Here is a 22,622-nt window from a genome sequence, read left to right on the forward strand (position 1 = left end):
CCGTCAATCCCTCAATGTAGCCCCAAATTGATCTGACAACTCAGCCAGAATACCATCGACCACAGCTTGAATTTCTGCTTCTTCAAGCGTTCTAGTCATATCTTGTAAAGTCAATGAAATCGCCAGACTCTTAAATCCTGGCTCAATGCCTTTCCCCCGATAGATGTCGAACAAGTTTAGGCCAACTAGTTGATTTACGCCAAATTTTTGGATGCAATCTAAAATTTCACCAACAACTTTATCATCGTCTACTACGATAGCAATGTCACGTCGATTTGCAGGAAATTTCGAAATTTCTTTAGCTTCAGGTAATTTTTTATCCCCAAAACCAGAGATTTCTAATTCAAAGGCAAATACACGGCCATTTAAGCCAAGCAATTTCTCAAACTTAGGGTGCACTGCGCCAAGTAAACCAATAAAGGTATCACCACGATAAATCGCCGCACTTTGTCCTGGGTGCAATGCACTATGCTCAGTTGTTTCAAAGCGGAATGTGTCTATCGGTGCTACTTGGCTCAGTAACGCCTCTACATCTGCTTTGGCATCAAAAAAGTCTACCGGCTTATCCGCCCGATCCCAGTTTGCATCATGTAGGTTTCCAGCGAGGACTCCTGAGAATACCATTTCTTGGCGTACGCCCATTTGTTGAGACGTATCTGGTATAAAACGCAAACCTGTCTCAAACAAACGAACACGACTTTGTTGACGTTTTTGGTTATAAGAAACCGCCTGCAAAAGACCTGTCCATGCACTAACTCGCATAGCTGACATATCCGCAGAAATAGGGTGTGGTAACACAATCGCATCAATTTCAGGATACAATTTACTTTGCACCTTAGGATCAACAAACGAGTACGTTATTGCTTCTTGATAATCGCGATTCACCAAGGTGAATTTCAATTCGTTCACGTCCAGAACTTGCTCTTTACGGCCCGACATACGTAATTCGGCACTAGGTGCCAGATTAGGGATATTGTTATAGCCGTACACACGAGCGATTTCTTCAATCAAGTCTTCTTCTATAGAAATATCAAAACGATAGGCAGGAACACTCACTTGCCATAGGCCGTTTGACTCTTGGGCGTTTAGCCCCAAGCGACTCAGAATATCCCCTACTACACTCGCTTCAATATCGATACCTAGAACACGTGCAAGACGTGATGCGCGAAGTACCACGCCTTTAACTGGTGGAATATGCTCGTCGTCAAACGCCTCGACAACAGGACCCGCTTCGCCGCCGACAATATCTAATAACAATGCGGTTGCACGCTCCATGGCCTGGCGTTGCATCTGCGGATCGACTCCACGTTCATAGCGGTGCGACGCATCAGTATGTAAACCATATTGACGTGCTTTGCCCATAATGGCATCAGGTGCGAAAAAGGCACTTTCCAAAAAGATATTTTTACTGTCAGTCGTGACGCCAGAAGCCAACCCGCCAAAGATACCCGCCATCGCCAAGGCGTTATCCTGATCCGCGATCACTAAGGTATTACTATTGAGTTTAACCTTAGCTTCATCTAACAAGACTAGTTCTTCATCTTGCTTTGCCATACGTATCACTATGTCACCAGACAACTTATCGTTATCAAATGCATGCATAGGATGACCCAGCTCAAGCAATACGAAGTTAGTTACATCTACCACAGCATCAATGCTGCGCACGCCGCTGCGACGTAGTTTTTCCTGCAACCACAAAGGAGACGGTGCCCTCACATTAATATTCTTAATGACGCGACCTAAATAACGCGGACAGGCTTGAGGAGCGGCTAATGATACTCCTCTCACATCGTCAATACTTGCGCTCACCTCACCATAGACTGGCAGATCAACACTGCGTTGATTCAACACACCGACTTCACGTGCTAAGCCTCGCATACCTAAACAATCAGCACGATTCGGCGTTAAGTCCACTTCAATGCTAACGTCGTCTAAATCTAAATATTCACGTAAGTCTTGACCCACAGGAGCATCAACTGGCAATTCTAATATGCCATCATGATCATCGGAAATACCCAACTCAGAAAAGCTACACAACATGCCAAATGAAGGTTGGCCACGCAATTTAGCTTTTTTAATTTTGAAATTGCCAGGTAATACTGCGCCAACTTTAGCGACCGCGACTTTCAGTCCTTGACGACAATTAGGTGCACCACAAACAATATCAATTAACTCATCGTCACCCACATTAATTTTGGTTACGCGTAGCTTATCTGCATCCGGATGTTGGGCGCATTCAACCACTTCTCCCACTACCACACCACTGAATTCGCCAGCCACGGGCTCGATACCGTCGACTTCAAGGCCGGCCATAGTGATTTGGTCTGCAAGCTGCTCAGTAGAGATTTCAGGATTCACCCATTCTCTCAGCCATTTTTCACTGAATTTCATACTATCCTGCCCTTACTTAAACTGCTTAAGAAAACGAAGATCGTTTTCGAAAAATGCGCGTAAATCATTCACGCCGTAACGCAACATAGTGAGTCGTTCAACTCCCATGCCAAACGCAAAGCCTGTGTATATTTCAGGATCGATATTCACCGCTCGCAGTACGTTAGGATGAACCATTCCACAGCCAAGAACTTCCAGCCATTTACCGTTTTTACCCATCACATCCACTTCTGCAGAGGGCTCTGTAAACGGAAAGTAAGATGGGCGAAAACGCACTTGTAAATCAGCTTCAAAGAAATTGTTTAAAAAGTCGTGAAGTATGCCTTTCAATTGAGTGAAACTAACATTTTTATCTACCATCAAACCTTCAACTTGATGAAACATAGGAGTATGTGTTTGATCGTAATCATTACGATAAACCCGCCCAGGGGAGATAATGCGTAATGGCGGCTGCTCCGTTTCCATGGTGCGAATTTGGACACCTGAAGTTTGCGTTCTCAGCATTACGTCAGGGTTAAAATAAAATGTGTCGTGGTCTGCGCGTGCTGGATGGTTCGCAGGAATATTCAACGCATCAAAGTTGTGAAAGCCATCTTCGATTTCAGGACCGGTTTTAACGCTAAAACCCAATTCCGCAAAAAAGCTTTCAATACGATTGATCGTGCGCGTGACTGGATGTAAGCCACCTAGTTCGGTTGAACGGCCTGGCAATGAAACATCGATAGATTCAGCAGCAAGTTTGCTGTTCATCTCTTGCTCACGTAACAGCTCGCCTCTTTGATGGATCATCTGCTGAATTTGCTGCTTGGCCAAATTAATTTTTTGACCTGCCGCAGGGCGTTCTTCATTAGACAGTTTACCTAAACCTTTAAGTAATTCAGTCATTCGGCCTTTCTTGCCCATGAAGTCAACGCGAACCGCATCAAGCGTGTTTGCATCTTGCGCGACGTTGATTTGCGTTTCAGCCTCTTTGATTATGGCATCAAGATCCATAGTTTCCTCGAATTGGATTAAATATTGAGTCACCCACCATAGATCTAAAAACATGGCTGGACATTTTGAAAGAACCGGTAATTCTACACGAAAGTAACAGGCTGAGGCTAGATGAAATTGCTGGAAAGTACGGATATTAAACACTTTTTCTGGATAATTTTAAAAATACCTAGACATGCTGCCCACGAAAAAGAAGATTGAACATACCTTCTGTAAGCAGATTAGTTTTTGTTAGATCCTCGTATTTAAAAAAGGTGTTTTGGGTAATGTTGGTAGCTCAAGTTCAAGCCTTCTACAGCAGCTTACATCTGTTACTTAAGAGCAAGTGACGTAATTAGCGGGATGTTAAATTGGCAGTGTCACTTGGTATTAACATACTCAGGGTGCATTAAATTTGCTAGTTTAGGTGTAAATTTTAAACAAAAAAAACGGCGAGCTTCCCGCTCGCCGTTCTTCGAAAGAACTTAAACTTAATTGTTAATTAATTAAGCTAATGCACCTTTAGCGGCATTTACTAATGCGCTAAATGCGTTTTTGTCATGCACTGCGATGTCAGCCAAAATCTTACGATCGATTTCAACAGACGCCTTCTTAAGACCGTTAATGAAACGGCTGTAAGACATACCATTTTGACGAGCCGCAGCATTGATACGGGCAATCCACAATTGGCGGAATTGACGTTTCTTCTGACGACGGTCACGATAAGCGTATTGACCAGCTTTCGTTACTGCTTGAACAGCAACGCGATAAACTCGACTACGAGCTCCGTAATAACCTTTGGCTTGCTTTAGTACCTTTTTATGTCGGGCACGTGCAACAACACCACGTTTTACTCTTGCCATATTCTAATTCCTCTCTTAAACGTAAGGTAACATGCGTTGAATCAACGCTGTGTCAGCTACATGGACCAATTTCTTGCCACGAAGGTGACGTTTACGCTTAGAGCTCTTTTTAGTCAAAATATGACGCAAGTGAGACTGCTTGCTTTTGAAACGACCTGAAGCGGTTTTTCTAAAACGCTTGGCAGCTCCACGGTTTGTTTTCATTTTAGGCATTGCTAAAACTCCGCATTGTTAATGACTAAACTGCTTTGCAGAAACAGTAAGTCGTAGTTACATATAGTGTAATAAGGTGAGCAAGGGTGCAGTGCCCTGTCTACTTGTAGACCTTAATTACTTCTTAATTGGGGCGAGCACCATGATCATCTGACGGCCTTCAACCCGATTAGGGAAGGATTCGCAGTTAGCAATGTCTTCTAAATCGCTTTTAACACGATTAAGTAGATCAATACCGATATCTTGATGAGCCATTTCACGGCCGCGGAAGCGGATCGTTACTTTAGCCTTATCACCACCTTCTAGAAAGCGACGCAGGTTGCGCAGTTTTACCTGGTAATCGCCTTCATCAGTGCCAGGGCGAAATTTAATCTCCTTGACCTGAATTTGCTTTTGTTTCTTTTTCTGCTCTTTCTGAGCTTTACTCTTTTCGAAGATGAATTTTCCGTAATCCATTACCTTACATACAGGTGGCTCTGCATTAGGGCTAATTTCAACCAAATCTAAACTATGTTGCTCAGCCATCTCGAGAGCTTCAGTGATTGATACAACGCCAATCTGCTCCCCATCCTTACCAACCAAACGAACTTCATTTAATGTAATTTCTTCGTTAATCCGAGCTTTACCCGAATCTTTAGCCTTAATGTTAGCGCCTTTAATATGTTATTCCTCCACGAAATTTACTGAATTTGTTTGCTTTTGATCTGTTCACAAGCCAATTCAATGAAAGCATCGACCGACATCTTACCTAGATCATCGCCTTTGCGTGAACGTACTGCTATTTCGCCAGCTTCTATTTCTTTATCACCGACTACAAGCAAATACGGGACACGCCTAAGCGTGTGCTCGCGGATCTTAAAGCCTATCTTCTCATTTCTCAAGTCTGACTTGGCTCTAAATCCATTTTCTTTTAGTTTTTTGACTACTTTTTGCGCATATTCACTCTGATTGTCAGTAATATTCATAACAACCGCCTGTGTCGGCGCTAACCAAAGTGGGAACGAGCCCGCATACTCTTCGGTCAAAATGCCAATGAAACGTTCAAGTGAACCTAAAATAGCTCGGTGAATCATCACCGGTACTTTACGATCACCATCTTCGGCAACATAAGTTGAGCCTAAACGCTCAGGCATCGAAAAATCGAGCTGTACAGTACCACATTGCCACGCACGATCTAAACAATCATGCAAAGTAAATTCAATTTTCGGACCGTAAAACGCGCCTTCGCCTGGTTGATAGTCAAATTCAACGTCATTCGCTTTAAGTGCTTCAGCCAGCGCAGCCTCTGATTTATCCCAAATAGCATCTGAGCCAACGCGTTTTTCAGGACGGGTTGAAAGCTTAACAACTATCTTATCAAAACCGAAAGTACGATAGGTTTCGTACACCATTTTGATACAGCCACTCACTTCTGCAAGGATTTGCTCTTCAGTACAAAAAATATGCGCATCGTCCTGGGTGAAACCACGTACCCGCATTAAACCATGCAGCGCACCTGATGGCTCATTACGGTGACAACAACCAAACTCGGCCATACGTAGCGGCAAATCACGGTAAGACTTAAGGCCTTGGTTAAAAATCTGTACATGACCAGGACAGTTCATTGGTTTGATAGCATATTCACGTTTTTCTGATTCAGTTGTGAACATATTTTCAGCATACTTTTCCCAGTGGCCGGATTTTTCCCACAACGAGCGGTCCATCATCAATGGGCCTTTTACTTCGTCATAGTCATAATCACCCAAACGTTCACGAATAAACTTTTCAAGCTGAGTGTAAATAGTCCAACCGTCGTTATGCCAAAACACCATTCCCGGTGCCTCTTCTTGCCAATGGAATAAATCCAATGATTTACCTATTTTACGGTGATCGCGCTTTTCCGCTTCTTCTAAGCGATTTAAATACGCCTTCAGTTGTTTTTTATCTGCCCAAGCTGTGCCGTAAACGCGTTGCAACATTTTATTGTCGCTATTACCACGCCAATAAGCACCCGCCACTTTCATTAATTTGAAATGCTGGCAAAAACGCATATTAGGTACATGAGGACCCCGGCACATATCCACGTATTCATCATGATGGTACAAAGCGGGTGTGGCATCTTTAGGAATATTTTCATCTAAGATCTGAAGCTTGTAACCTTCACCACGGGCTTCGAATGTATCCCGTGCTTCTTGCCAACTGCCGACTTTTTTTACCACATCGTAATTCGTTTTAGCTAATTCAAGCATGCGTTTTTCAAGCTTGATTAAATCTTCGTCATTTAGCGAATGTTCCATATCGATGTCGTAATAAAATCCGTTATCGATAGTCGGCCCAATAGCCATTTTCACATCCGGCCATAATTGCTTGATGGCGTGACCGATTAAGTGCGCACATGAGTGACGAATAATTTCGAGCCCATCGTCATCTTTCGCCGTAATAATTTGCAGCTGCGCATCTTGCTCAATAAGGTCACAGGCGTCTACGCGAACACCGTTTACCTTACCGGCGATGGTGGCTTTGGCTAAACCAGGGCCAATGTCATTCGCTACATCTAGTACTGAAACTGCGTTATCAAATTGGCGTTGACTGCCGTCAGGGAGTGTAATAATGGGCATAATAATCCTTGTGCAGTGGTGACGCCTACCAAGCGCCACATGCAAATTCTGTATTGCGATTAACTCGCAGGTATAAAATAAAAAACACCGCTAACAGGTGTGAAGTCTTGCGTTCTGCTACCATCAGAACAGCTGCACATTATAACGAAAATTGTTCAAACTATGCAATCGCCATTCAAATTCAATCTATCACCTGTTTTGGCCACTTTTATAAGTTTGTTTAGCCTAATGTGCTCCGCACAAGCGCAAACGCTCGACTTAGAGGCAAAATGGACGCTAGTGTCTAAAAATCAAAACGTCGCTGTATACCAACGACATACCCAAGATAATCACCTTGAGGTAAGAGGCGTAACCCAAATACACGCGGTACCTGATGATTTTTTACAATTATTGGACGATACCCAAAATGCCTCTAAGTGGATTGCAAACTGCCAAAATGTCACCGTTTTAAACGCTTTAGATAGCAATACACGTATCGTGCATACGAAATTCAATGCACCTTGGCCAATTGAAGACAGAGACATGGTGACCAAATCTGTGAGTTACTACACTAACGATATATTGCATATCGATATCACCGACATGGGTGATCAATACCCGCTCACTCAAGGTTATGTGCGTATCCAACACATCAGCGGACAATGGGTACTTAAACCTGTCACGCAGGGGTTGCTGTCCATTGAGTATATTGGCCGAGCAGACCCTGGTGGCAAAATCCCCACTTGGTTAGCAAACCGCACATTGATATCGTCTATGGGCGAAACGTTTGAAAACATCCATAAACAGCTAGATAATGCATCAGGTTCTGGGCAAGATTTTTAGTTTTGACTACTAGTTCATATGTTTGAAGTCACCATATAACGAAACCTAGCTAAAGCTATTTCGAACCACACAGTATCCATTCATCTCACACTATCCGGAGTAGTATGTCAGTTAAAGTCGCATTCATCACAGGCAGCGCTAAACGTATTGGAGCAACGACTGCATCATACTTACACAATGCAGGTTTCAATATTGTGCTTCATTGCCATCACTCTACCGAAACCGCACACGCATTATTAAGCACATTAAACGCTCGACGTGAAAATTCAGCTAGCTTAGTCGTGGCTGACTTGTGCGCAATTGAAGGGCTTGAATCTTTAGCAGAGCAAGTCGTCAACGCGTTTGGCCGTATTGACGTGCTGGTCAATAACGCATCATCATTTTACCCAACGCCTTTGGGCAAAATTACCCTAGCCCATTGGCAAGACCTCTTTGGTAGTAATGTACAGGCTCCATTATTTTTAGCTCAGTATTTAGCCCCCAGCCTAGCTATACACCAAGGCGTTATTATTAACATGGTAGATATTCACGCAGATAGGCCACTCAAAGACCATACAGTTTACAGTATGGCAAAAGCCGCCCTGGTCACTATGACAAAATCATTAGCTATTGAGCTAGCGCCAGAAGTACGTGTCAACGGTGTTGCTCCTGGTGCTATTTTATGGCCAGAACAAGCCTTAACAGAACAAGATAAAGAGCAAGTATTACGCCAAATACCAGCTAAATCGCTAGGCAAACCTGAGGATATTGCCCAGGCCATTCATTATCTATGTGATGCTCGCTACGTTACAGGGCAAATTATTTCGGTCGATGGTGGTCGCAGTGTTGTATCGAGTCATAAAGTCTAACCGCCCGTCATGACGCACATTACATTGTCTAATGTTAAACTGGTGGCATTATGCGTGCTTGTTCTGTTAACCAGCACGCTTTTCGGTTGCGGGAAAAACAACCTCGCTCAGGTGTTTAATGAATACCAGCAACGTATGGCAAATGTGCTCGACACTCCTTTTGAAGCGAATTCAAATGACGGTACCATTACCCTTAACTACCCATCAAAGCGCGAACTAGTCTCGGCCATTGAAATACCGCAAATAGACGTTAAGCAGTTCTTCGCCCTTAATAAATGTGAAGTGAATGTCCTCATTGCCCAGCGAAACACCCCCCTAGGACGCACACAATTACCGTCAGTTCGTTATCTATATGAACGTAACATGCTTTCAGCTTTGGCACATTGCATACAATTAATGCCAGAACAGCGCGTTAATTTAGAAAGTTGGATCACGCAAAAACGTCGAATATTGCCACTTGTATGGGCCAACCTCATACAAACCAGTGATGAAATCATCAATGCCTTAGGTAACAACAGTGATTTTATCACTTCCCTAAGTTCATCGGATATCCAGCAAACACAAAGCGCCCTAACCTATTTATTACAACTAAAGCAACATCCCCAGGTAATCCTCGTCCCCGCCGAATTGGAGCAGCATCTGCAACAATTGTCGAAACTACACTTACCCGCTAAGGCTTGGCGGACCCAAGCACTGATGACCAATGAATTAACGACTACCACCACCTGGCTCAAGCAACAAAACTTATTAACCAAATGCCCCGATGGGCAAGCAAGCCAGAATATCCTCTATTTAAAAAACGTATTCACACTGTGGTTCATAGAGAAGATACAACCTATTGCTGGGCAGTTGAATAATGTCCAATATACACTGCTTCCTTTGTACCAATCGATGAGCCAACAGCCAGAGTTAACCCCTCAGTTTCGTCAGTTTCTCGCCCAGCATAGTCAGATTAGCTTTAGCGCTTATCAACAGGCGATACAAGAGCATGTGCTGTTCTGGCAACAGCTTTTTAAGCACTGCTCTATCTCGCCAAGGGTCAGCACCAAATAGCGGACACGGGTGATGTTTCGTCAGGGTAATATGTGGAGACTTGCGCTTGCAATAACTCTGCACACGCCAATGCATCCGTCAATGCATTATGTTGACGATAATAAGGCAGATGATATCGTGCACGGCAATCGGTGAGGCGAATAGAGGGCGTTTTTTTACCAAGTAAACTGCGCATAAAAGTGCGTTTTAGCGTACGGGAAAAACGCGCTTCTAAGGCCATAGTATCAATGCAAGGAAAAACAATTTCTTCTCCTATATAGTGTTGCAAGGCCGAATTTAAAAAGCGTGTTTCAATATCCTTATGATGAGCAACCACAATTTTACCTTGCAGGTGGAGCAGTAACTCGTCTAATACTGAGTTAAAACTAGGTGCGCTGGCGACGTCAGAATGGGTAATCCCATGGATCACCACAGATTTTGTTTTAAGCTCAGTATCCGGTTTAATGATCCAGTGTTTCGCTTCAGCGCAGCGTATACGCTGCGTCGTTAACGCCACAAGCCCAATGCTGACAATACTATCCGTTTTAGGGTTAAGCCCAGTGGTTTCAAAATCCAGTGCAACCAGCGGCACGTCGCAAATAGGCGTATCTGCAGACACCGCACCTTGAGCATAATATTGTTTAAGCGCAGGGTAACGAGCATTTTTATAACGCTTGGAAAATTCGCTAGACCAATCGAATTGTCCACCTAAGGGTTTCAACGTGGGTTTATCTTGTAGCGCATTTTTATCTAAGTAAAACATCTATGCCTCTTAAAGCTGAACTACAAATGGCGACCGGGTTGATAGCGATATTTCATATATTTTTGTGCATCACTTAAAATTTGAAACGCATCCCGCAGGTTTTTTCGCTCAAAGTCTGATAAGTACTCAGGTTCAATATCGTTATCAGGCTCGCGCTGCATATCTAAATCAAATGCTTGATGACGAATGCGCACCATGGCAATAAATTCAAGTGCATCCCTTAAGTCAACCCCGCGACCGGGCGGCAGTATTTTTGCGTCAATCACATCATGCAAACGGGCAAAACTATTGCGTCCATTTGCCCCAACAGACAAAGCGTGAACACGAATTAAATCAGCGATGGGTGCCGTGCCACGTCGCTTCATGTTAATCGAATTGGTTTGACGCCCATCAGTCTCCATCACGAAGTCTTTAAAGAAACCTAATGGCGGTGTGCGTAGTAGTGCATTTCGCGCCATACAAGCTAGAAAACGTGAATTTTTATAAGCCTTTTTACGGATCAGTTGATTCAACATATCAGCCCAAACTTTCTTGCCCCACACACCATCGAGGTCAAAGAATATGGCGCTGTGTAATAATGTTTCAGGCGTGGGGTGATCAACCCACTGACTAAAATATTGCTCCCATACTTTTAAGGGCTGACGCCACTTTTTATTGGTCGCCATAATGCCCCCAGTACAATAACTGTAGCCACAACGATCGAGCCCATCACATACAAAATTCGCCAACGCGCTGAAATATTCATCGTGCACTTGGGGGTCAAAGCGATTATCCAGCACCAGTGCGTTATCCTGATCCGTCACAATCAATTGTTCATCTCTGGCCATAGAGCCAAGGGCTAAAAAGCAATAGGGTATCGGTGCAGGGCCAAACTTTTGTTCTGCCAATTCAAGTAGTCGTTGCTTAAAACTTCGCCCTATCACAGCCATAGCACTACCAATCATTTGTGAATTGGCATCTTCGTGAACCATCCTCGAGAAGCAGCCCCGCACTTCACCTGTCAGCGCAGCTAATTCATCAACATTTTGTGCGCTAAAAATACTCTTAACCACAAATAAACTATTCTGGGATTCATAACGTAAAATATCTTGGTGGCTTATCAGACCGATAGGCTGGGATTTTTTAAGCACAGGTAAATGCATAACCTTATGTTTGAGCATTAACATCATGGCCTCAAACACATATTGATGACTCTGCACACTGGTTAATTGTGACGTCATAATATCCGTCACCGGCGCAGATAAATCTAATCCTTTGGCAACCAGTCGACTACGAATATCCACGTCGGTGACAATACCGATAACAACATCATTATCTCGCTCAATATTGTCAGCGTTGTGTTCCTTGGAGATCAGAACCGAAGATACACCTTCTTCGGTCATGCGCACTGCCGCTTCTTGCACTGTGGTGGTAGGCGGAAGGATCAATGGTAATTGATCGATTAATTTTTCAACTTTCGCTGTCAGCAACGAATTATTGTCTTTTCTGTCCGCATTAGAATCACGTAGGCGACTGCGGTCTTCCACTTCAACAAAATCAGCAAATTGCTCGTCATTGTCAAAAAGATGATTGAACGTTTCAGCATCGATGAGATAAACAAGGGTGTCTTCAAGGGCCACGACTGGAAAGCGCACAGGACGATTACGCATAATGCCCAACTCTCCAAAGAAATTTCCTTCACCTAAGCGGTTATACAACTCACCATCGCGGCGGAACACTTCGACTGCACCGCTGCGAATAACAAACCATTGGTCGTTGTCTTGACCAAACGTGAGAATAGGTACGCCCGCTTTGTAATAGGCGATTTCAACCCGAGAGGCCACATGGGACAGCTCCTGGGTAGGTAAATCTGAAAACGGTTTATGCCGTTGAAAAAAATCGGTGACTTCAACTTGTTCAGTAGCCATGTAAGCTCACTTTATTGCGTAAAAATGACAAATCCAGCCAAAGGGCTGGATTTGTATAACTAAACCTATGGATTAGCGCGGTTCAGACATCAAGCCTTTTACCATGGAAAACGCGGCAATAAGCAATACAATGGTGAACGGAAATCCAGTGGATACCGCCATCGCTTGTAAAGCAATAAGTCCGCCGCCCAAAATTAGTGAAATAGCGACCAGTCCTTCAAACGCACACCAAAAAACACGTTGTGGTGTAGGTGATTCAACCTTGCCTCCAGCAGAGATAACGTCGATTACCAATGAGCCTGAGTCCGATGAGGTCACAAAGAACACCACAACCAATATTATCGCAATAAACGAGGTAATATTAGCCAAAGGTAATCCTTCTAGTACAGCGAATAATTGCAACGGCAAATCTGCATTAACTGCTGTCTCATACCCATCGACCACAACTTGTTTAATCGCTGTACTACCGAATACTGTCATCCAAAAAGCACACGCTAAAGAAGGTATCAGCAAAACCGAGATAATAAATTCACGTACTGTTCGACCACGAGAAACTCGAGCGATAAACATACCGACAAAAGGACTCCAAGAAATCCACCAAGCCCAGTAGAACGCCGTCCAGCCTGTGGCAAAGCCAGTATCTTCACGGCCTACCGGATTCGCTAACTCAGGCAAATAACGTATATAAGACACCACATTGTCGAAGAAGCCGGTAAATATGGCGATGGTCGGTCCAACAACCAATACGAAGAACACAAGCAATACCGCTAGCACCATATTAATTTGCGATAGTTTTTTCACGCCTGCATCAAGACCTGCCACAACAGAAAAGAGCGCGAGTGATGTTATGCCGACCACTAATAATATTTCCGTCGTTTCACCTAGGGGTATACCAAAGACTGAATTCAGACCTGCCGCTGCCTGTGAAGCGCCCAACCCCAATGACGTGGCTAGACCAAACAAGGTCGCTAAAATAGCAAGAATATCGATGATGTGCCCTGGCCAACCCCAAACGCGCTCCCCTAAAATGGGGTAGAAGACCGAGCGTATGGTTAAAGGTAAACCTTTGTTGAAAGAAAATAGCGCCAATCCGAGTGCCATTATGGCGTAAATAGCCCAAGGGTGAAGCGCCCAATGATATATAGATGCTGCCATGGCGAGACTTTCAGCGCCCGCGGCATCACCTAATGCACCACCTAGCGGGGCGTAATCAATACGCACACCATTTTCAAATACTGGCCCAGCGAACGCGGTACCAAAGTGACCTAATGGCTCACTAACGCCATAATACATCAAGCCGATACCCATGCCAGCGGCAAAAAGCATAGAGAACCAACCCGCATAACTATAATCGGGTTTGGCTTCTGTCCCACCTAAACGCACACGGCCCAGAGGGGATATGACTAACACCAAACACAAAATAACGAAAATATTGGCCGCGGTCATAAAGAAACCATCGAGGTTACCCGTCAACCAATTACGGATATCACCAAAAAAAGGTTCGGCTTCCGTTTGAAACATCAAGGTCAAAGCAACAAAAGCAATAACCATTAAGCCTGACACAGCAAAAACGCGGTTGTGTATATCCAAGCCAAAAGGCCCAACATTAACCACTATGTTGTCTTGCCCTACCTGATAATCAGTATCAATGGGGTTGACTTCCCCGTCCGGTATCATCGGATCTTTATTTTCTTTCATCAAAATATCCTTTTATAAAAACGTATATCAACATGCTCATTCAGCAAATTTGCTAGAAGTAATAACCAATGTTGATGTTAAAGCGTTGCTCTGTTTCATCACTATTGCCCGACGCACTGCCGCCGACAAAGGGTTGATTTTTAGCATGCACAAAATCGAAATAGGTAAATAAGCCTCCCGCAGCAACAGACATTCCCAACACATTCATCATGGTGTTTTCACTGTTGTCGGACTTGTCATAGACTAATCCAAAATTGTTATAGAATTGCAGGTCGGTCACCGGACCAAAATCGACAGCCATGTCGTATGCAATATTCAATGTGGTAGATTTAGCATCTGCTGCAATCGAGTCATAAAATGAATATGCCCCCACTGCGAGCCTATCCGCTTGGCCGATATCGTAATCATATTGACTGTGCTGAAATTGAAGATGCCAGTTACGATATTGGCTGCTGGTATGAAATGCCCAAGCTTGGTAATCCCCTGCCCGGCGCTCTCCATTATGAATCCCCCCTTGTAATGCAGATACACCTACCTCAGTCTTCACCTCACCCGTTGTAAAATAGTAGGCAAAGCGCCCTGCAAGCGTATTGTATTCTCCGAGTCCCTCCGTTGGCTCATCATAAATGCCGTCGCCGTCATTTCTAATGCCCACAATATCATATGAATAACGATCTGAGCGATTATCTACGTAACCATCAACACCACCCAGTTCATCATTTTTGAAAAAACCGAGATCAAGCTGCCAGTTATCGGCAATACTGCGCTTAAACACGACCCCTAAATCGAAGTCGTCTTCTAAACCAAGGTAATAGTTAGTACTGAAAAAATAATTCTGCGAATTATAGGCTTGATTGCCAAAAGGCACTTTGGTGATACCAGCTTGCACTTGCCAATTTTCGCTAAACTGGTACCCAGCATAAGCATATTTTATGGCCGTCATGTAATCAAAAAACCGATTTCGCTGTTTAAAGTTACGCCGCCCACTTCACCGCTCATGTTGATGCGAAAAATATCGAAGTCGAAATCACCACCACGGTTTTTATTGCCATCATCATAAGAGGTGTAGCTATAATTGGTACGAATAGCGCCACCGAATTCAATTCCGTCGCTATTTTCAGGCTCTGCTACCTCAGTCGTATTTGATTCCTGCGATTTTTTTTGCTCGGCTAGATCAACAGACTCAGTCGATTGCTGATCTGAAGAGGCAGGCTGGCCAGCAGTGTCACTATTGGCTACGGAGGATTGATTTTCGAGCTGCTCTAGTCGAGCTTGCAATGCAGAAATTTGTGCTTTAAGTGTCGCCAGTTCTTGCGCGCTTACTTCTACAGCTGATGTGCTGAAAGAGCTCGCCATTACACCTGATAACAGGGCCGGTCCGATACACTGTGTGAGTCTCATGCTATTTCCTTTGACGATATTAATTTGAATTTTGGTACCTCGTGTTAAAACTACGTCCTTGTGACAGCAATTAAACGTATCGTGGGTGTAAAGCCTCCACATATCGCTTATTGCTACTTATTATTATTTGAACGGATAGAGAAAGTGCCCCAACCTGTTCTGGGTGTTATAAAATTCGCTTTTAACGAAACCATAGGGTAAAGCAAACATTTGTCCGGTTCGCCGCTGGTAATTAGCTAGATATAGCAAAATGCACACCAGTCGTGTCTCAATAGAGAAAACAACCAAAAATACATCGAACAGAACTCATTATGCGCCAATCAACACACTATTTAGATAAATAAATACTCTATCAATAGCGCTAAAAATAACATCACAACAAGCGTGAAATCTTAACACACTTGTGTTTTTTGTTCACATAAACCAGAGAAATCCACCTCCCCAAAACCTAAATAAAACATTTTAAAAACAAAGTATTAAGAATATAACGAATGATTTCAAAACAAAATCAACAAGTTCACATTTTAAAATAAGAAATAGACAAAAAGTCAGAAAGGAATGAATAAACAAAAGGAAATTGACTGAAAGTAAAACAATTAGTATACGAATAAATAAATGAGAAATATCAAATGCTATATCTTGAATAGGCTAAATTAATACACACGAGTTAACTAAGATCAGTAAGAAAGAAACAATATTGTAAATTGTACAAACAAGCTGAAAATGAAAACTTAAGAAATGGTGCGTCCGAGATGACTCGAACATCCGACCCCTACCATGTCAAGGTAGTGCTCTAACCAACTGAGCTACGGACGCACTGTGTAGAAACTTGCTGAGGAATCCCTCGAAGCGGCGCGTATAATAACGATGCTTATGGGTGACTGCAAGCGCTTTTTAATACCAAACGTTTAGTTGCTGAAATTATACACAAAACGGTATTTATAAACGTGAGCCAGCGTTAGTTTGCGTTAAATGATTAAGTAACGTAGGTGCTATGTCGTGGATATCTTTCACTTCCATTACCGCATCTTGTTCAATGGCGACTTTTGGCATACCAAACACCACACAACTGGCCTCATCCTGAGCAACGGTAAAGCCGCCGTTGTGTTTAATGTTGCGTAAGCCTTGTGCGCCATCTTTACCCATGCCGGTCAATATTGCTGCCACAACGTTGTTAGCAAAAGGCACTAAAGATTCAAACATCACATCCACTGACGGTTTATGCCCACTCACAATGCCATCTGGTTCAAGCTTGGTGCGGTAATCAGCGCCCGATTTAACAATTTTCAGATGCATCGCCCCCGGCGCCAAATATACAGTACCGGGCAAAATGCGCTCGTCGTGCTTAGCTTCTTTACCGCTACCTTACAACAGTCATTCAAACGTTTAGCAAACGACGTGGTAAAACCAGGTGGCATATGCTGGGGTTAGCAGGCATAGACATCAGCACTTTTTTAATGGCCTCTGTGCCACCGATCGATGCCCCTATCGCAATTATTTTTTCAGTACTGAGCAGTGGCAACCGAGTTGGCGGAGACACCTTGGATGGCTGAACACGTTTCACTTTTGCCATTGCAACTAAGTGAATCTTTCAACGATCACCTTTGATAACGTTGTATCCCTCCACTGATTCAATAAAATAGCAGTGAAAATGACAAAAGTTAGTGAACACTACAAGGTTTGGTGGGGAGAACTAAACAGCCCATTTAGCCAGTTAGTACTTTACGCGTAGAATACATATATCGGTAAATAAAAAGACGTATTTGATTGGCCTTTCAACATATTTCGTTACCACTTTTGCCCGTCAAGCCCAGTGACTCCTTCGATTTTTATCAGCAGTTGCAACACTTTTTACGGTAAGATTATCCTCTGTTTTATTTACCCTTTAATTTTGTTTATGTTAGATATTTACGCAGGAAAATCAGCTTTAGTGCTGATTGAGAAAGAAGGATTTCAGCAACACGTATTCAGTTCATTTCTGGGTGCCAGCGGTGGCCCTAAATGGTTTAGTTTATTTGGTTTAGACAAACATCTATTCGGCCATTTTTTTACACAGCGTAGCCAGCCCCTCAATCTAATAGGTTCATCCGCAGGCGCGTTTCGCGCTGCATGCTTCGCGCAAAATGATCCTGTGGCGGCCATCAGTCGTTTAGCAAAGTATTATTCACAGACATCTTACGCCGACAAAGTCACTCCGCTGGAAATCAGTGATAGTGCTCGGGTGTTGCTCGATCGCGTGTTGGGCGAAAATGGCGCCCAAGAAATCATCGACAACGCTATTTTTAATGCACATTTTTTAGTAGCCAAATCAAATGGCCTCGTGGCGTCTGAACGCAAACCGCTGCAAATAGCCGGATTAGTGAAAAGCTATGCACTTAATCGGTTCAACCGTAAATTATTGACCAAGCAATATGAGCGATTTGTTTTCCAAAATGCGCGCAGTACACTGAATATAAAGGACGAAAGCGGATTCTTGACCCACAAAGTATCGCTGACTCAAGACAATATCAAAGAGTCGTTATTGGCGTCAGGTTCGATACCCATGGTGATGTTAGGAATTAAAAATATACCTGGCGCGCCAAACGGCATGTATCGAGATGGCGGTATTATTGATTACCATTTTGATATTAGCCTTAACAACTCCTCTGGCTTGACCTTGTATCCCCATTTCAATGCCCAGCCTAAAGCGGGTTGGTTTGACAAGTCTCTCAAGCGCCCAGTCAACCTGCAAAATTACGATAAAACTGTCATGTTAGTCCCGTCTAGTAAGTTTGTTGACTCCTTACCATTTGGTAAAATTCCCGATAGAGAAGATTTTACCAAAATGACCACTGACGTGCGTATAGCCTATTGGCAAAAAGTGCTCCAGGAAACGGAAGCTCTAGCAGTCAGCTTTGCTGAATTTGTTGAACAGCAAGACCTGTCAAAAATAAAATTACTCGCCTAAATTAATCAATTATTGGGATCGAATAAGATCCCCGTAAAATTGTTTAACAATCAATCGATTATTTTTAGCTAAAATAATGAATTAGTGCCTTGCAAGTTATCAACATCAATGCTCTAACGAGCAAACTGTGCAATTTACAACCAACCTGAAAATAGTGAGCCATATCAATCAATTAAGAGATAAAACCAGAGAACTCAACAAGGTTATCCACAGATTCAGTGGATAACACGCATATAAAAGCCGGTTATTGTGAATAACAGCCCACAATTTTGTGAATAAGCAACAAATAAAAAAATACCGGGATCAAGCATTGCGATCAGCAAATAAACGATCTGTGCTGCTTATATCACCATGGTCTTACCAACCACCATTACCCTGGAAAATAAACCACAAAGCCCTTGCTGGGATTAAATATTCAGCCATAAGTACTTGCGTTGTGCTCCAAAGACAGCAGAATAACACTTCACTCAACTGACAACGGATAGTTCATGCCAAAACAAACCTTAGCCCTACATCCTGAACGTTTTTGCATTCACAGCCTAGATCACGACGCACCTATTCCCAATGAAGTGCTGCAAGCACCTATTTTCTTTATAAGCAAAACTGAAGATGAGCTAAGCGTTGTGGTGCCAGATAATGTGGCAATACAAAGTGAGGCCAGTGATGGTAATTGGCGCGCAATGGAGGTTTTAGGCCCGTTAAGTTTGTCTATGGTTGGCATTATGGCCAGTATTGGTTCGGTATTTGCAAAAGCCAATGTCAGTATCTTTGTGGTTTCTACCTTTGATACGGACTACTTTTTAATTAAACATAATGATTTAGCGGCAGCAGTCGACGCCCTGCGCGGCGATGGCTACAAAGTGACCGAATAAACGTTTGTTTACCTCTATCGTTAAATCATCACCTCCTGAGACCTATAAAAAAGCGCTGGCAGTTGGCAGTCCTATCTCAGGGAAAATTGTGCCTATGCAACAGCTACCCAACGCGTTATTTACCCACGGCATGTATGGCGACGGAATCGCCATTGAGCCCTCAGGTTATCAACTTTACGCGCCATACACCGGTGTTATTACCTCTCTTCCCCATACGGGACATTGCATCACGCTCACGGCCTCTAACGGTCTACGCTTTTATATGCAATTAGGGATGAACAGTCACACTATGCTAGGGGAAGGATTTAAACGGATTGCTAAAATTGGCCAGACATATCAGGCAGGGGAAGTATTACTGGAGTTTGATTTAGTCAAAATGCGGCAGTCATTAGACAGTACATTGTGTCCATTCATGTTGCAAAACTGTCAAAAACTGTCTGCCATTCAAGGGCATTATCATCAGGTCATAGCAACACAAGATGTTGCTATGACCTTATTCATTTAATGCACCTATGCCTACTTACACCGAGTAATGTTTGCTAACCGGTAGCGCCCGAATACGAGTTGATGAGGCATGATAAATCGCATTCACCACAGAGGCAGCAACAGGTGGCACTCCAGGCTCGCCCACACCACCAGGAGCAGCGGTTGACTCAATGATATGGGTCACTATTTTAGGGCATTGATGCATGCGCAGCACGGTGTAGTCATGATAATTAGATTGCTGTACGGCCCCTTCTTTAATGGTAACTTCGCCCATTAAAGCGATGGATAAACCAAATATCATTGCCCCTTCTTGCTGAGATTTCACCCGGTCAGGGTTAACAACTCGCCCAGCATCAATAACAGAGTGCATCTCCAATACGCTGACTTTGTCGTTTTCCACTTTCACTTTAGTGGCCACTGCCACATAAGAGACAAAGCTGCGATGTACGCTTATCCCCCACCCTTCATTATCCCCAGCGGGCTGATCAGCGCCACTTTTGAGCATTAACTCATTCAGCACATGCTTTAAACGCTTCGTTTCTATAGGGAAGGTATCGTATGACTCGCCGTAGTTTTCATATTTGAAGCCCTGGGTTTTAGGATCAACAATACGGTCTTCGCCTAACAAGTTAAGCCACATTTTGGCGGTACTCACCCCAGCTTTTTCAGCAACTTCATCCACAAATGAGCCAATAGCGAAGCCGTGCTGAATATTACTCACCGAGCGCATCCAGCCGATACGCACATGGGCCGGGGCTTTATGGGTTTCGCATGAAATATTCTCTATATCGAAGGGCACATCACCAAAACCAAGTGATAACTCTCCGGTTTGCGGTTCGTCCGTTGTGCCGGTAAATGTCCAGCTGATGCTAGGAAATGCTGTACGCTGCAACCAACTTGTTACCTTTCCGTTGTCGTCTAGGCCTGCCTGAAAATGCTGGGCACTGATGGCGTGATAATAACCATGTTGAATATCATCCTCTCGACTCCAAATCACTTTCACCGGCTTACCCGTTTGTTGTGCCAATATAGCCGCTTCGACAGAGAAATCTGGTTTTGACTTACGGCCGAATCCCCCGCCCAATAAGGTGACATTAATTTTAACCTTGCTTTTGTCAATGCCCAGTGCGCCTGCCACGTTTTGTTGGGTTGATTGTGGTGTTTGGGTACATGCCCAAACTTCACAATGGCCGTCCTTAAACACGGCTGTCGCCGCTGGGGGCTCCATAGGAGCATGTACTAAATACGGTAAAGTATATGTGGCAGCGACTTTATGGCTAGCGTCGTCAAATGCTTGATATGCATCACCGGCTTGGCGAATGGGCTTGCCTTTTGTAACAATCCGCTCTTCAAGCTCGGCCAAATAGACATCAGAATCATGATTTTGATTATCCCCTAGCTCCCATTCGATATTTAATACCTTGCGACCTTGTAATGCTGACCAAGTATTGCTGGCTAATACCGCCACACCATTAAGGTTTTTAAACAATACCGGCATGCTTTGCTTCGGCATTTCGATCACGCTGATGACATTGGCGACATTAAGGGGGGCAGCCTTATCGAAGGTTTTTACACTCCCGCCAACCACGGGACAACGCTCAATACTGGCATACAACATACCGTCTAATTTGATGTCTTGGCCAAAGGTGGTGTTCCCGGTGAGCACGTCGGGCAAATCTACCGATGTCATCGGTTTACCAATAAACGTGAATTGATCCGGTGTCTTAAATGTGAGGTCTTGCACTTGAGGAGGGGTTAGCTTGCCTGCGGCACTGGCAAGTTCAGCAAAACTCAAGGTTTTACCTGTTGGTTTGTGCACTATCATGCCGTTTTCGGCAAAAACGTCGGAAACCGCTACGCCCCATTTTTGCCCTGCGGCTTGCTCAAGCATCGCCCTTGCCGTGGCCCCCATTTCACGCATGGTGCTATAAAAACGACGAATAGAGCGAGAGCCATCGGTATTTTGACTACCGTATGCTTCATCTGCTAATCCTTGCACAACATTCACTTTTGACCAATCTGCACATAACTCATCGGCCACGATTTGCGGAATACCAGTACGCACACCTTGACCCATTTCACTACGGTGACAAACAATGTTTACTGTGCCGTCATCGTCAATGCTCACAAACAAATTGAGTGAATTGGAACCAACCACCTCGCTTGAGTCTGCCCACGCAGGTGACATACTAGGTAACACAGCGCCTAAAACAAAGGCGCCGCCCGCAATACTGGTATAACGCAGGAAATCACGACGGCTAACCGATTTAATTTCGTTTTGACGACTCATGCCTGACCTCCAACGTTTTTACCCAATGTATAATTAAAACTGGTTTGGCTACTTTTAGCGGCACTTTTAATGGCAGCTTTAATACGAGGATAGGTGCCACAGCGACAAATATTGCCCTGCATATAGTTATCGATAGTTTCATCGTCCGGGTTAGGATGCTCGTTCAATAACGCCACTGCACTCATGATTTGCCCTGATTGGCAGTAACCACATTGGGGTACGTTATGCTCAAGCCAAGCCTGTTGTACAGGGTGGCTAGCATCGTCCGACAACCCTTCGATGGTGCTGACTTCTTTGTCTGCAATTGCCGCTAATGGCATGACACATGAACGAATAGGTTGGCCGTCAAGATGCACAGTACATGCACCGCACTGCGCCATGCCGCAACCAAATTTGGTGCCTGTCATCCCTAAAATGTCACGCAACGCCCACAGCAGTGGCATGTTGGGATCCACATCAATCTCTACGGGTTTATTGTTCAAACTAAAACGAATCATTTAACACTCCATTCTGGTGGTAT

Annotated in this window: 18 protein-coding genes, 1 tRNA gene and 2 pseudogenes; 7 read left to right on the forward strand and 14 right to left on the reverse strand. The window is 43.9% G+C overall.

The features are described from left to right. Positions 1-3: 3 nt before the first annotated feature. From pheT to thrS, 6 genes are all read right to left on the reverse strand, one after another. The gene (pheT, locus tag GPLA_RS13925; RefSeq protein WP_007105568.1) at positions 4-2,391 is read right to left on the reverse strand and encodes a phenylalanine--tRNA ligase subunit beta; all 2,388 of its coding nucleotides are present in this window, start codon (positions 2,389-2,391) and stop codon (positions 4-6) included. Between the two features lie 12 nt (positions 2,392-2,403). Next, complete coding sequence (gene pheS, locus GPLA_RS13930; protein ID WP_007105569.1) at positions 2,404-3,384, reverse strand: phenylalanine--tRNA ligase subunit alpha; 981 nt, start codon at positions 3,382-3,384, stop codon at positions 2,404-2,406. A gap of 485 nt (positions 3,385-3,869) precedes the next feature. Then, the gene (rplT, locus tag GPLA_RS13935) at positions 3,870-4,226 is read right to left on the reverse strand and encodes a 50S ribosomal protein L20 (protein ID WP_007105570.1); all 357 of its coding nucleotides are present in this window, start codon (positions 4,224-4,226) and stop codon (positions 3,870-3,872) included. 15 nt (positions 4,227-4,241) lie between these two features. Then, positions 4,242-4,439 carry a 50S ribosomal protein L35 gene (gene rpmI / locus GPLA_RS13940; RefSeq protein ID WP_007105571.1) on the reverse strand — a complete coding sequence of 66 codons (198 nt, stop codon included), beginning with the start codon at positions 4,437-4,439 and terminating at the stop codon, positions 4,242-4,244. 117 nt (positions 4,440-4,556) lie between these two features. Continuing rightward, positions 4,557-5,084 (reverse strand): translation initiation factor IF-3, encoded by a 528-nt coding sequence (gene infC / locus GPLA_RS13945; RefSeq protein WP_083882069.1) that lies wholly within the window; start codon positions 5,082-5,084, stop codon positions 4,557-4,559. A gap of 35 nt (positions 5,085-5,119) precedes the next feature. Then, a complete protein-coding gene (gene thrS, locus GPLA_RS13950; protein WP_007105573.1) occupies positions 5,120-7,036 on the reverse strand; it encodes a threonine--tRNA ligase in 1,917 nt (638 codons plus the stop codon). Positions 7,037-7,198: 162 nt separating this feature from the next. Here thrS and GPLA_RS13955 point away from each other — a divergent pair, with 162 nt between their 5' ends. From GPLA_RS13955 to GPLA_RS13965, 3 genes are all read left to right on the forward strand, one after another. Then, positions 7,199-7,858, forward strand: a complete 660-nt coding sequence (locus GPLA_RS13955; RefSeq protein ID WP_007105574.1) for an START domain-containing protein — start codon at positions 7,199-7,201, stop codon at positions 7,856-7,858. A gap of 104 nt (positions 7,859-7,962) precedes the next feature. Then, complete coding sequence (locus GPLA_RS13960) at positions 7,963-8,706, forward strand: pteridine reductase (protein WP_007105575.1); 744 nt, start codon at positions 7,963-7,965, stop codon at positions 8,704-8,706. Positions 8,707-8,715: 9 nt separating this feature from the next. Next, positions 8,716-9,759: a DUF3080 family protein gene (locus GPLA_RS13965; RefSeq protein ID WP_007105576.1), complete on the forward strand. Its 1,044-nt coding sequence runs from the start codon at positions 8,716-8,718 to the stop codon at positions 9,757-9,759. Here the strand turns inward: GPLA_RS13965 and GPLA_RS13970 are convergent. From GPLA_RS13970 to GPLA_RS13995, 6 genes and pseudogenes are all read right to left on the reverse strand, one after another. Beyond that, the gene (locus GPLA_RS13970) at positions 9,746-10,501 is read right to left on the reverse strand and encodes a 3'-5' exonuclease (RefSeq protein WP_007105577.1); all 756 of its coding nucleotides are present in this window, start codon (positions 10,499-10,501) and stop codon (positions 9,746-9,748) included. The two genes, GPLA_RS13965 and GPLA_RS13970, sit on opposite strands and share 14 nt — an antisense overlap. Positions 10,502-10,521: 20 nt before the next feature. Further along, positions 10,522-12,408 carry a DUF294 nucleotidyltransferase-like domain-containing protein gene (locus tag GPLA_RS13975; protein WP_007105578.1) on the reverse strand — a complete coding sequence of 629 codons (1,887 nt, stop codon included), beginning with the start codon at positions 12,406-12,408 and terminating at the stop codon, positions 10,522-10,524. A 72-nt stretch (positions 12,409-12,480) separates the two neighbouring features. Next, positions 12,481-14,106: a BCCT family transporter gene (locus GPLA_RS13980; RefSeq protein ID WP_007105579.1), complete on the reverse strand. Its 1,626-nt coding sequence runs from the start codon at positions 14,104-14,106 to the stop codon at positions 12,481-12,483. A 52-nt stretch (positions 14,107-14,158) separates the two neighbouring features. Beyond that, positions 14,159-15,507 (reverse strand): annotated as a pseudogene (locus tag GPLA_RS13985) (porin). A gap of 739 nt (positions 15,508-16,246) precedes the next feature. Then, positions 16,247-16,323: transfer RNA gene (locus tag GPLA_RS13990), tRNA-Val, on the reverse strand. 123 nt (positions 16,324-16,446) lie between these two features. After that, positions 16,447-16,925, reverse strand: a pseudogene (locus GPLA_RS13995) (CheB methylesterase domain-containing protein). Between GPLA_RS13995 and GPLA_RS24220 the strand changes: the two are divergent. The 4 genes from GPLA_RS24220 (at position 16,926) to GPLA_RS14010 (ending at position 19,831) form a co-directional block, all read left to right on the forward strand. Continuing rightward, on the forward strand, positions 16,926-17,060 hold the full coding sequence (locus tag GPLA_RS24220) for a hypothetical protein (protein WP_007105582.1): 135 nt from the start codon (positions 16,926-16,928) through the stop codon (positions 17,058-17,060). It abuts the pseudogene before it with no gap. Between the two features lie 344 nt (positions 17,061-17,404). Next, positions 17,405-18,454 carry a patatin-like phospholipase family protein gene (locus GPLA_RS14000; protein ID WP_007105583.1) on the forward strand — a complete coding sequence of 350 codons (1,050 nt, stop codon included), beginning with the start codon at positions 17,405-17,407 and terminating at the stop codon, positions 18,452-18,454. Between the two features lie 488 nt (positions 18,455-18,942). Next, positions 18,943-19,326, forward strand: coding sequence for an ACT domain-containing protein (locus GPLA_RS14005; RefSeq protein ID WP_007105584.1), 384 nt, complete (start codon positions 18,943-18,945; stop codon positions 19,324-19,326). A gap of 4 nt (positions 19,327-19,330) precedes the next feature. Next, entirely contained in the window at positions 19,331-19,831 is a 501-nt protein-coding gene (locus GPLA_RS14010) for a PTS sugar transporter subunit IIA (protein ID WP_040514862.1), read from the forward strand. Positions 19,832-19,846: 15 nt separating this feature from the next. Here the strand turns inward: GPLA_RS14010 and GPLA_RS14015 are convergent, their stop codons facing one another. Further along, positions 19,847-22,102 (reverse strand): molybdopterin cofactor-binding domain-containing protein, encoded by a 2,256-nt coding sequence (locus tag GPLA_RS14015; protein ID WP_007105586.1) that lies wholly within the window; start codon positions 22,100-22,102, stop codon positions 19,847-19,849. Then, a complete protein-coding gene (locus tag GPLA_RS14020; protein ID WP_007105587.1) occupies positions 22,099-22,599 on the reverse strand; it encodes a (2Fe-2S)-binding protein in 501 nt (166 codons plus the stop codon). Before GPLA_RS14020 ends, GPLA_RS14015 begins: the two co-directional genes overlap by 4 nt. Between the last annotated feature and the right edge of the window lie 23 nt (positions 22,600-22,622).

This window comes from Paraglaciecola polaris LMG 21857, assembly GCF_000315055.1.
Classification (GTDB): domain Bacteria; phylum Pseudomonadota; class Gammaproteobacteria; order Enterobacterales; family Alteromonadaceae; genus Paraglaciecola; species Paraglaciecola polaris.

Bases quoted from the DNA above. Each gene is read 5' to 3' on its own strand.
- pheT (WP_007105568.1), bottom strand. From the start codon at position 2,391: ATGAAATTCAGTGAAAAATGGCTGAGAGAATGGGTGAATCCTGAAATC.
- pheS (WP_007105569.1), bottom strand. From the start codon at position 3,384: ATGGATCTTGATGCCATAATCAAAGAGGCTGAAACGCAAATCAACGTC.
- rplT (WP_007105570.1), bottom strand. From the start codon at position 4,226: ATGGCAAGAGTAAAACGTGGTGTTGTTGCACGTGCCCGACATAAAAAG.
- rpmI (WP_007105571.1), bottom strand. From the start codon at position 4,439: ATGCCTAAAATGAAAACAAACCGTGGAGCTGCCAAGCGTTTTAGAAAA.
- thrS (WP_007105573.1), bottom strand. From the start codon at position 7,036: ATGCCCATTATTACACTCCCTGACGGCAGTCAACGCCAATTTGATAAC.
- GPLA_RS13955 (WP_007105574.1), top strand. From the start codon at position 7,199: ATGCAATCGCCATTCAAATTCAATCTATCACCTGTTTTGGCCACTTTT.
- GPLA_RS13960 (WP_007105575.1), top strand. From the start codon at position 7,963: ATGTCAGTTAAAGTCGCATTCATCACAGGCAGCGCTAAACGTATTGGA.
- GPLA_RS13965 (WP_007105576.1), top strand. From the start codon at position 8,716: ATGACGCACATTACATTGTCTAATGTTAAACTGGTGGCATTATGCGTG.
- GPLA_RS13970 (WP_007105577.1), bottom strand. From the start codon at position 10,501: ATGTTTTACTTAGATAAAAATGCGCTACAAGATAAACCCACGTTGAAA.
- GPLA_RS13975 (WP_007105578.1), bottom strand. From the start codon at position 12,408: ATGGCTACTGAACAAGTTGAAGTCACCGATTTTTTTCAACGGCATAAA.
- GPLA_RS13980 (WP_007105579.1), bottom strand. From the start codon at position 14,106: ATGAAAGAAAATAAAGATCCGATGATACCGGACGGGGAAGTCAACCCC.
- GPLA_RS24220 (WP_007105582.1), top strand. From the start codon at position 16,926: ATGCTGGGGTTAGCAGGCATAGACATCAGCACTTTTTTAATGGCCTCT.
- GPLA_RS14000 (WP_007105583.1), top strand. From the start codon at position 17,405: ATGTTAGATATTTACGCAGGAAAATCAGCTTTAGTGCTGATTGAGAAA.
- GPLA_RS14005 (WP_007105584.1), top strand. From the start codon at position 18,943: ATGCCAAAACAAACCTTAGCCCTACATCCTGAACGTTTTTGCATTCAC.
- GPLA_RS14015 (WP_007105586.1), bottom strand. From the start codon at position 22,102: ATGAGTCGTCAAAACGAAATTAAATCGGTTAGCCGTCGTGATTTCCTG.
- GPLA_RS14020 (WP_007105587.1), bottom strand. From the start codon at position 22,599: ATGATTCGTTTTAGTTTGAACAATAAACCCGTAGAGATTGATGTGGAT.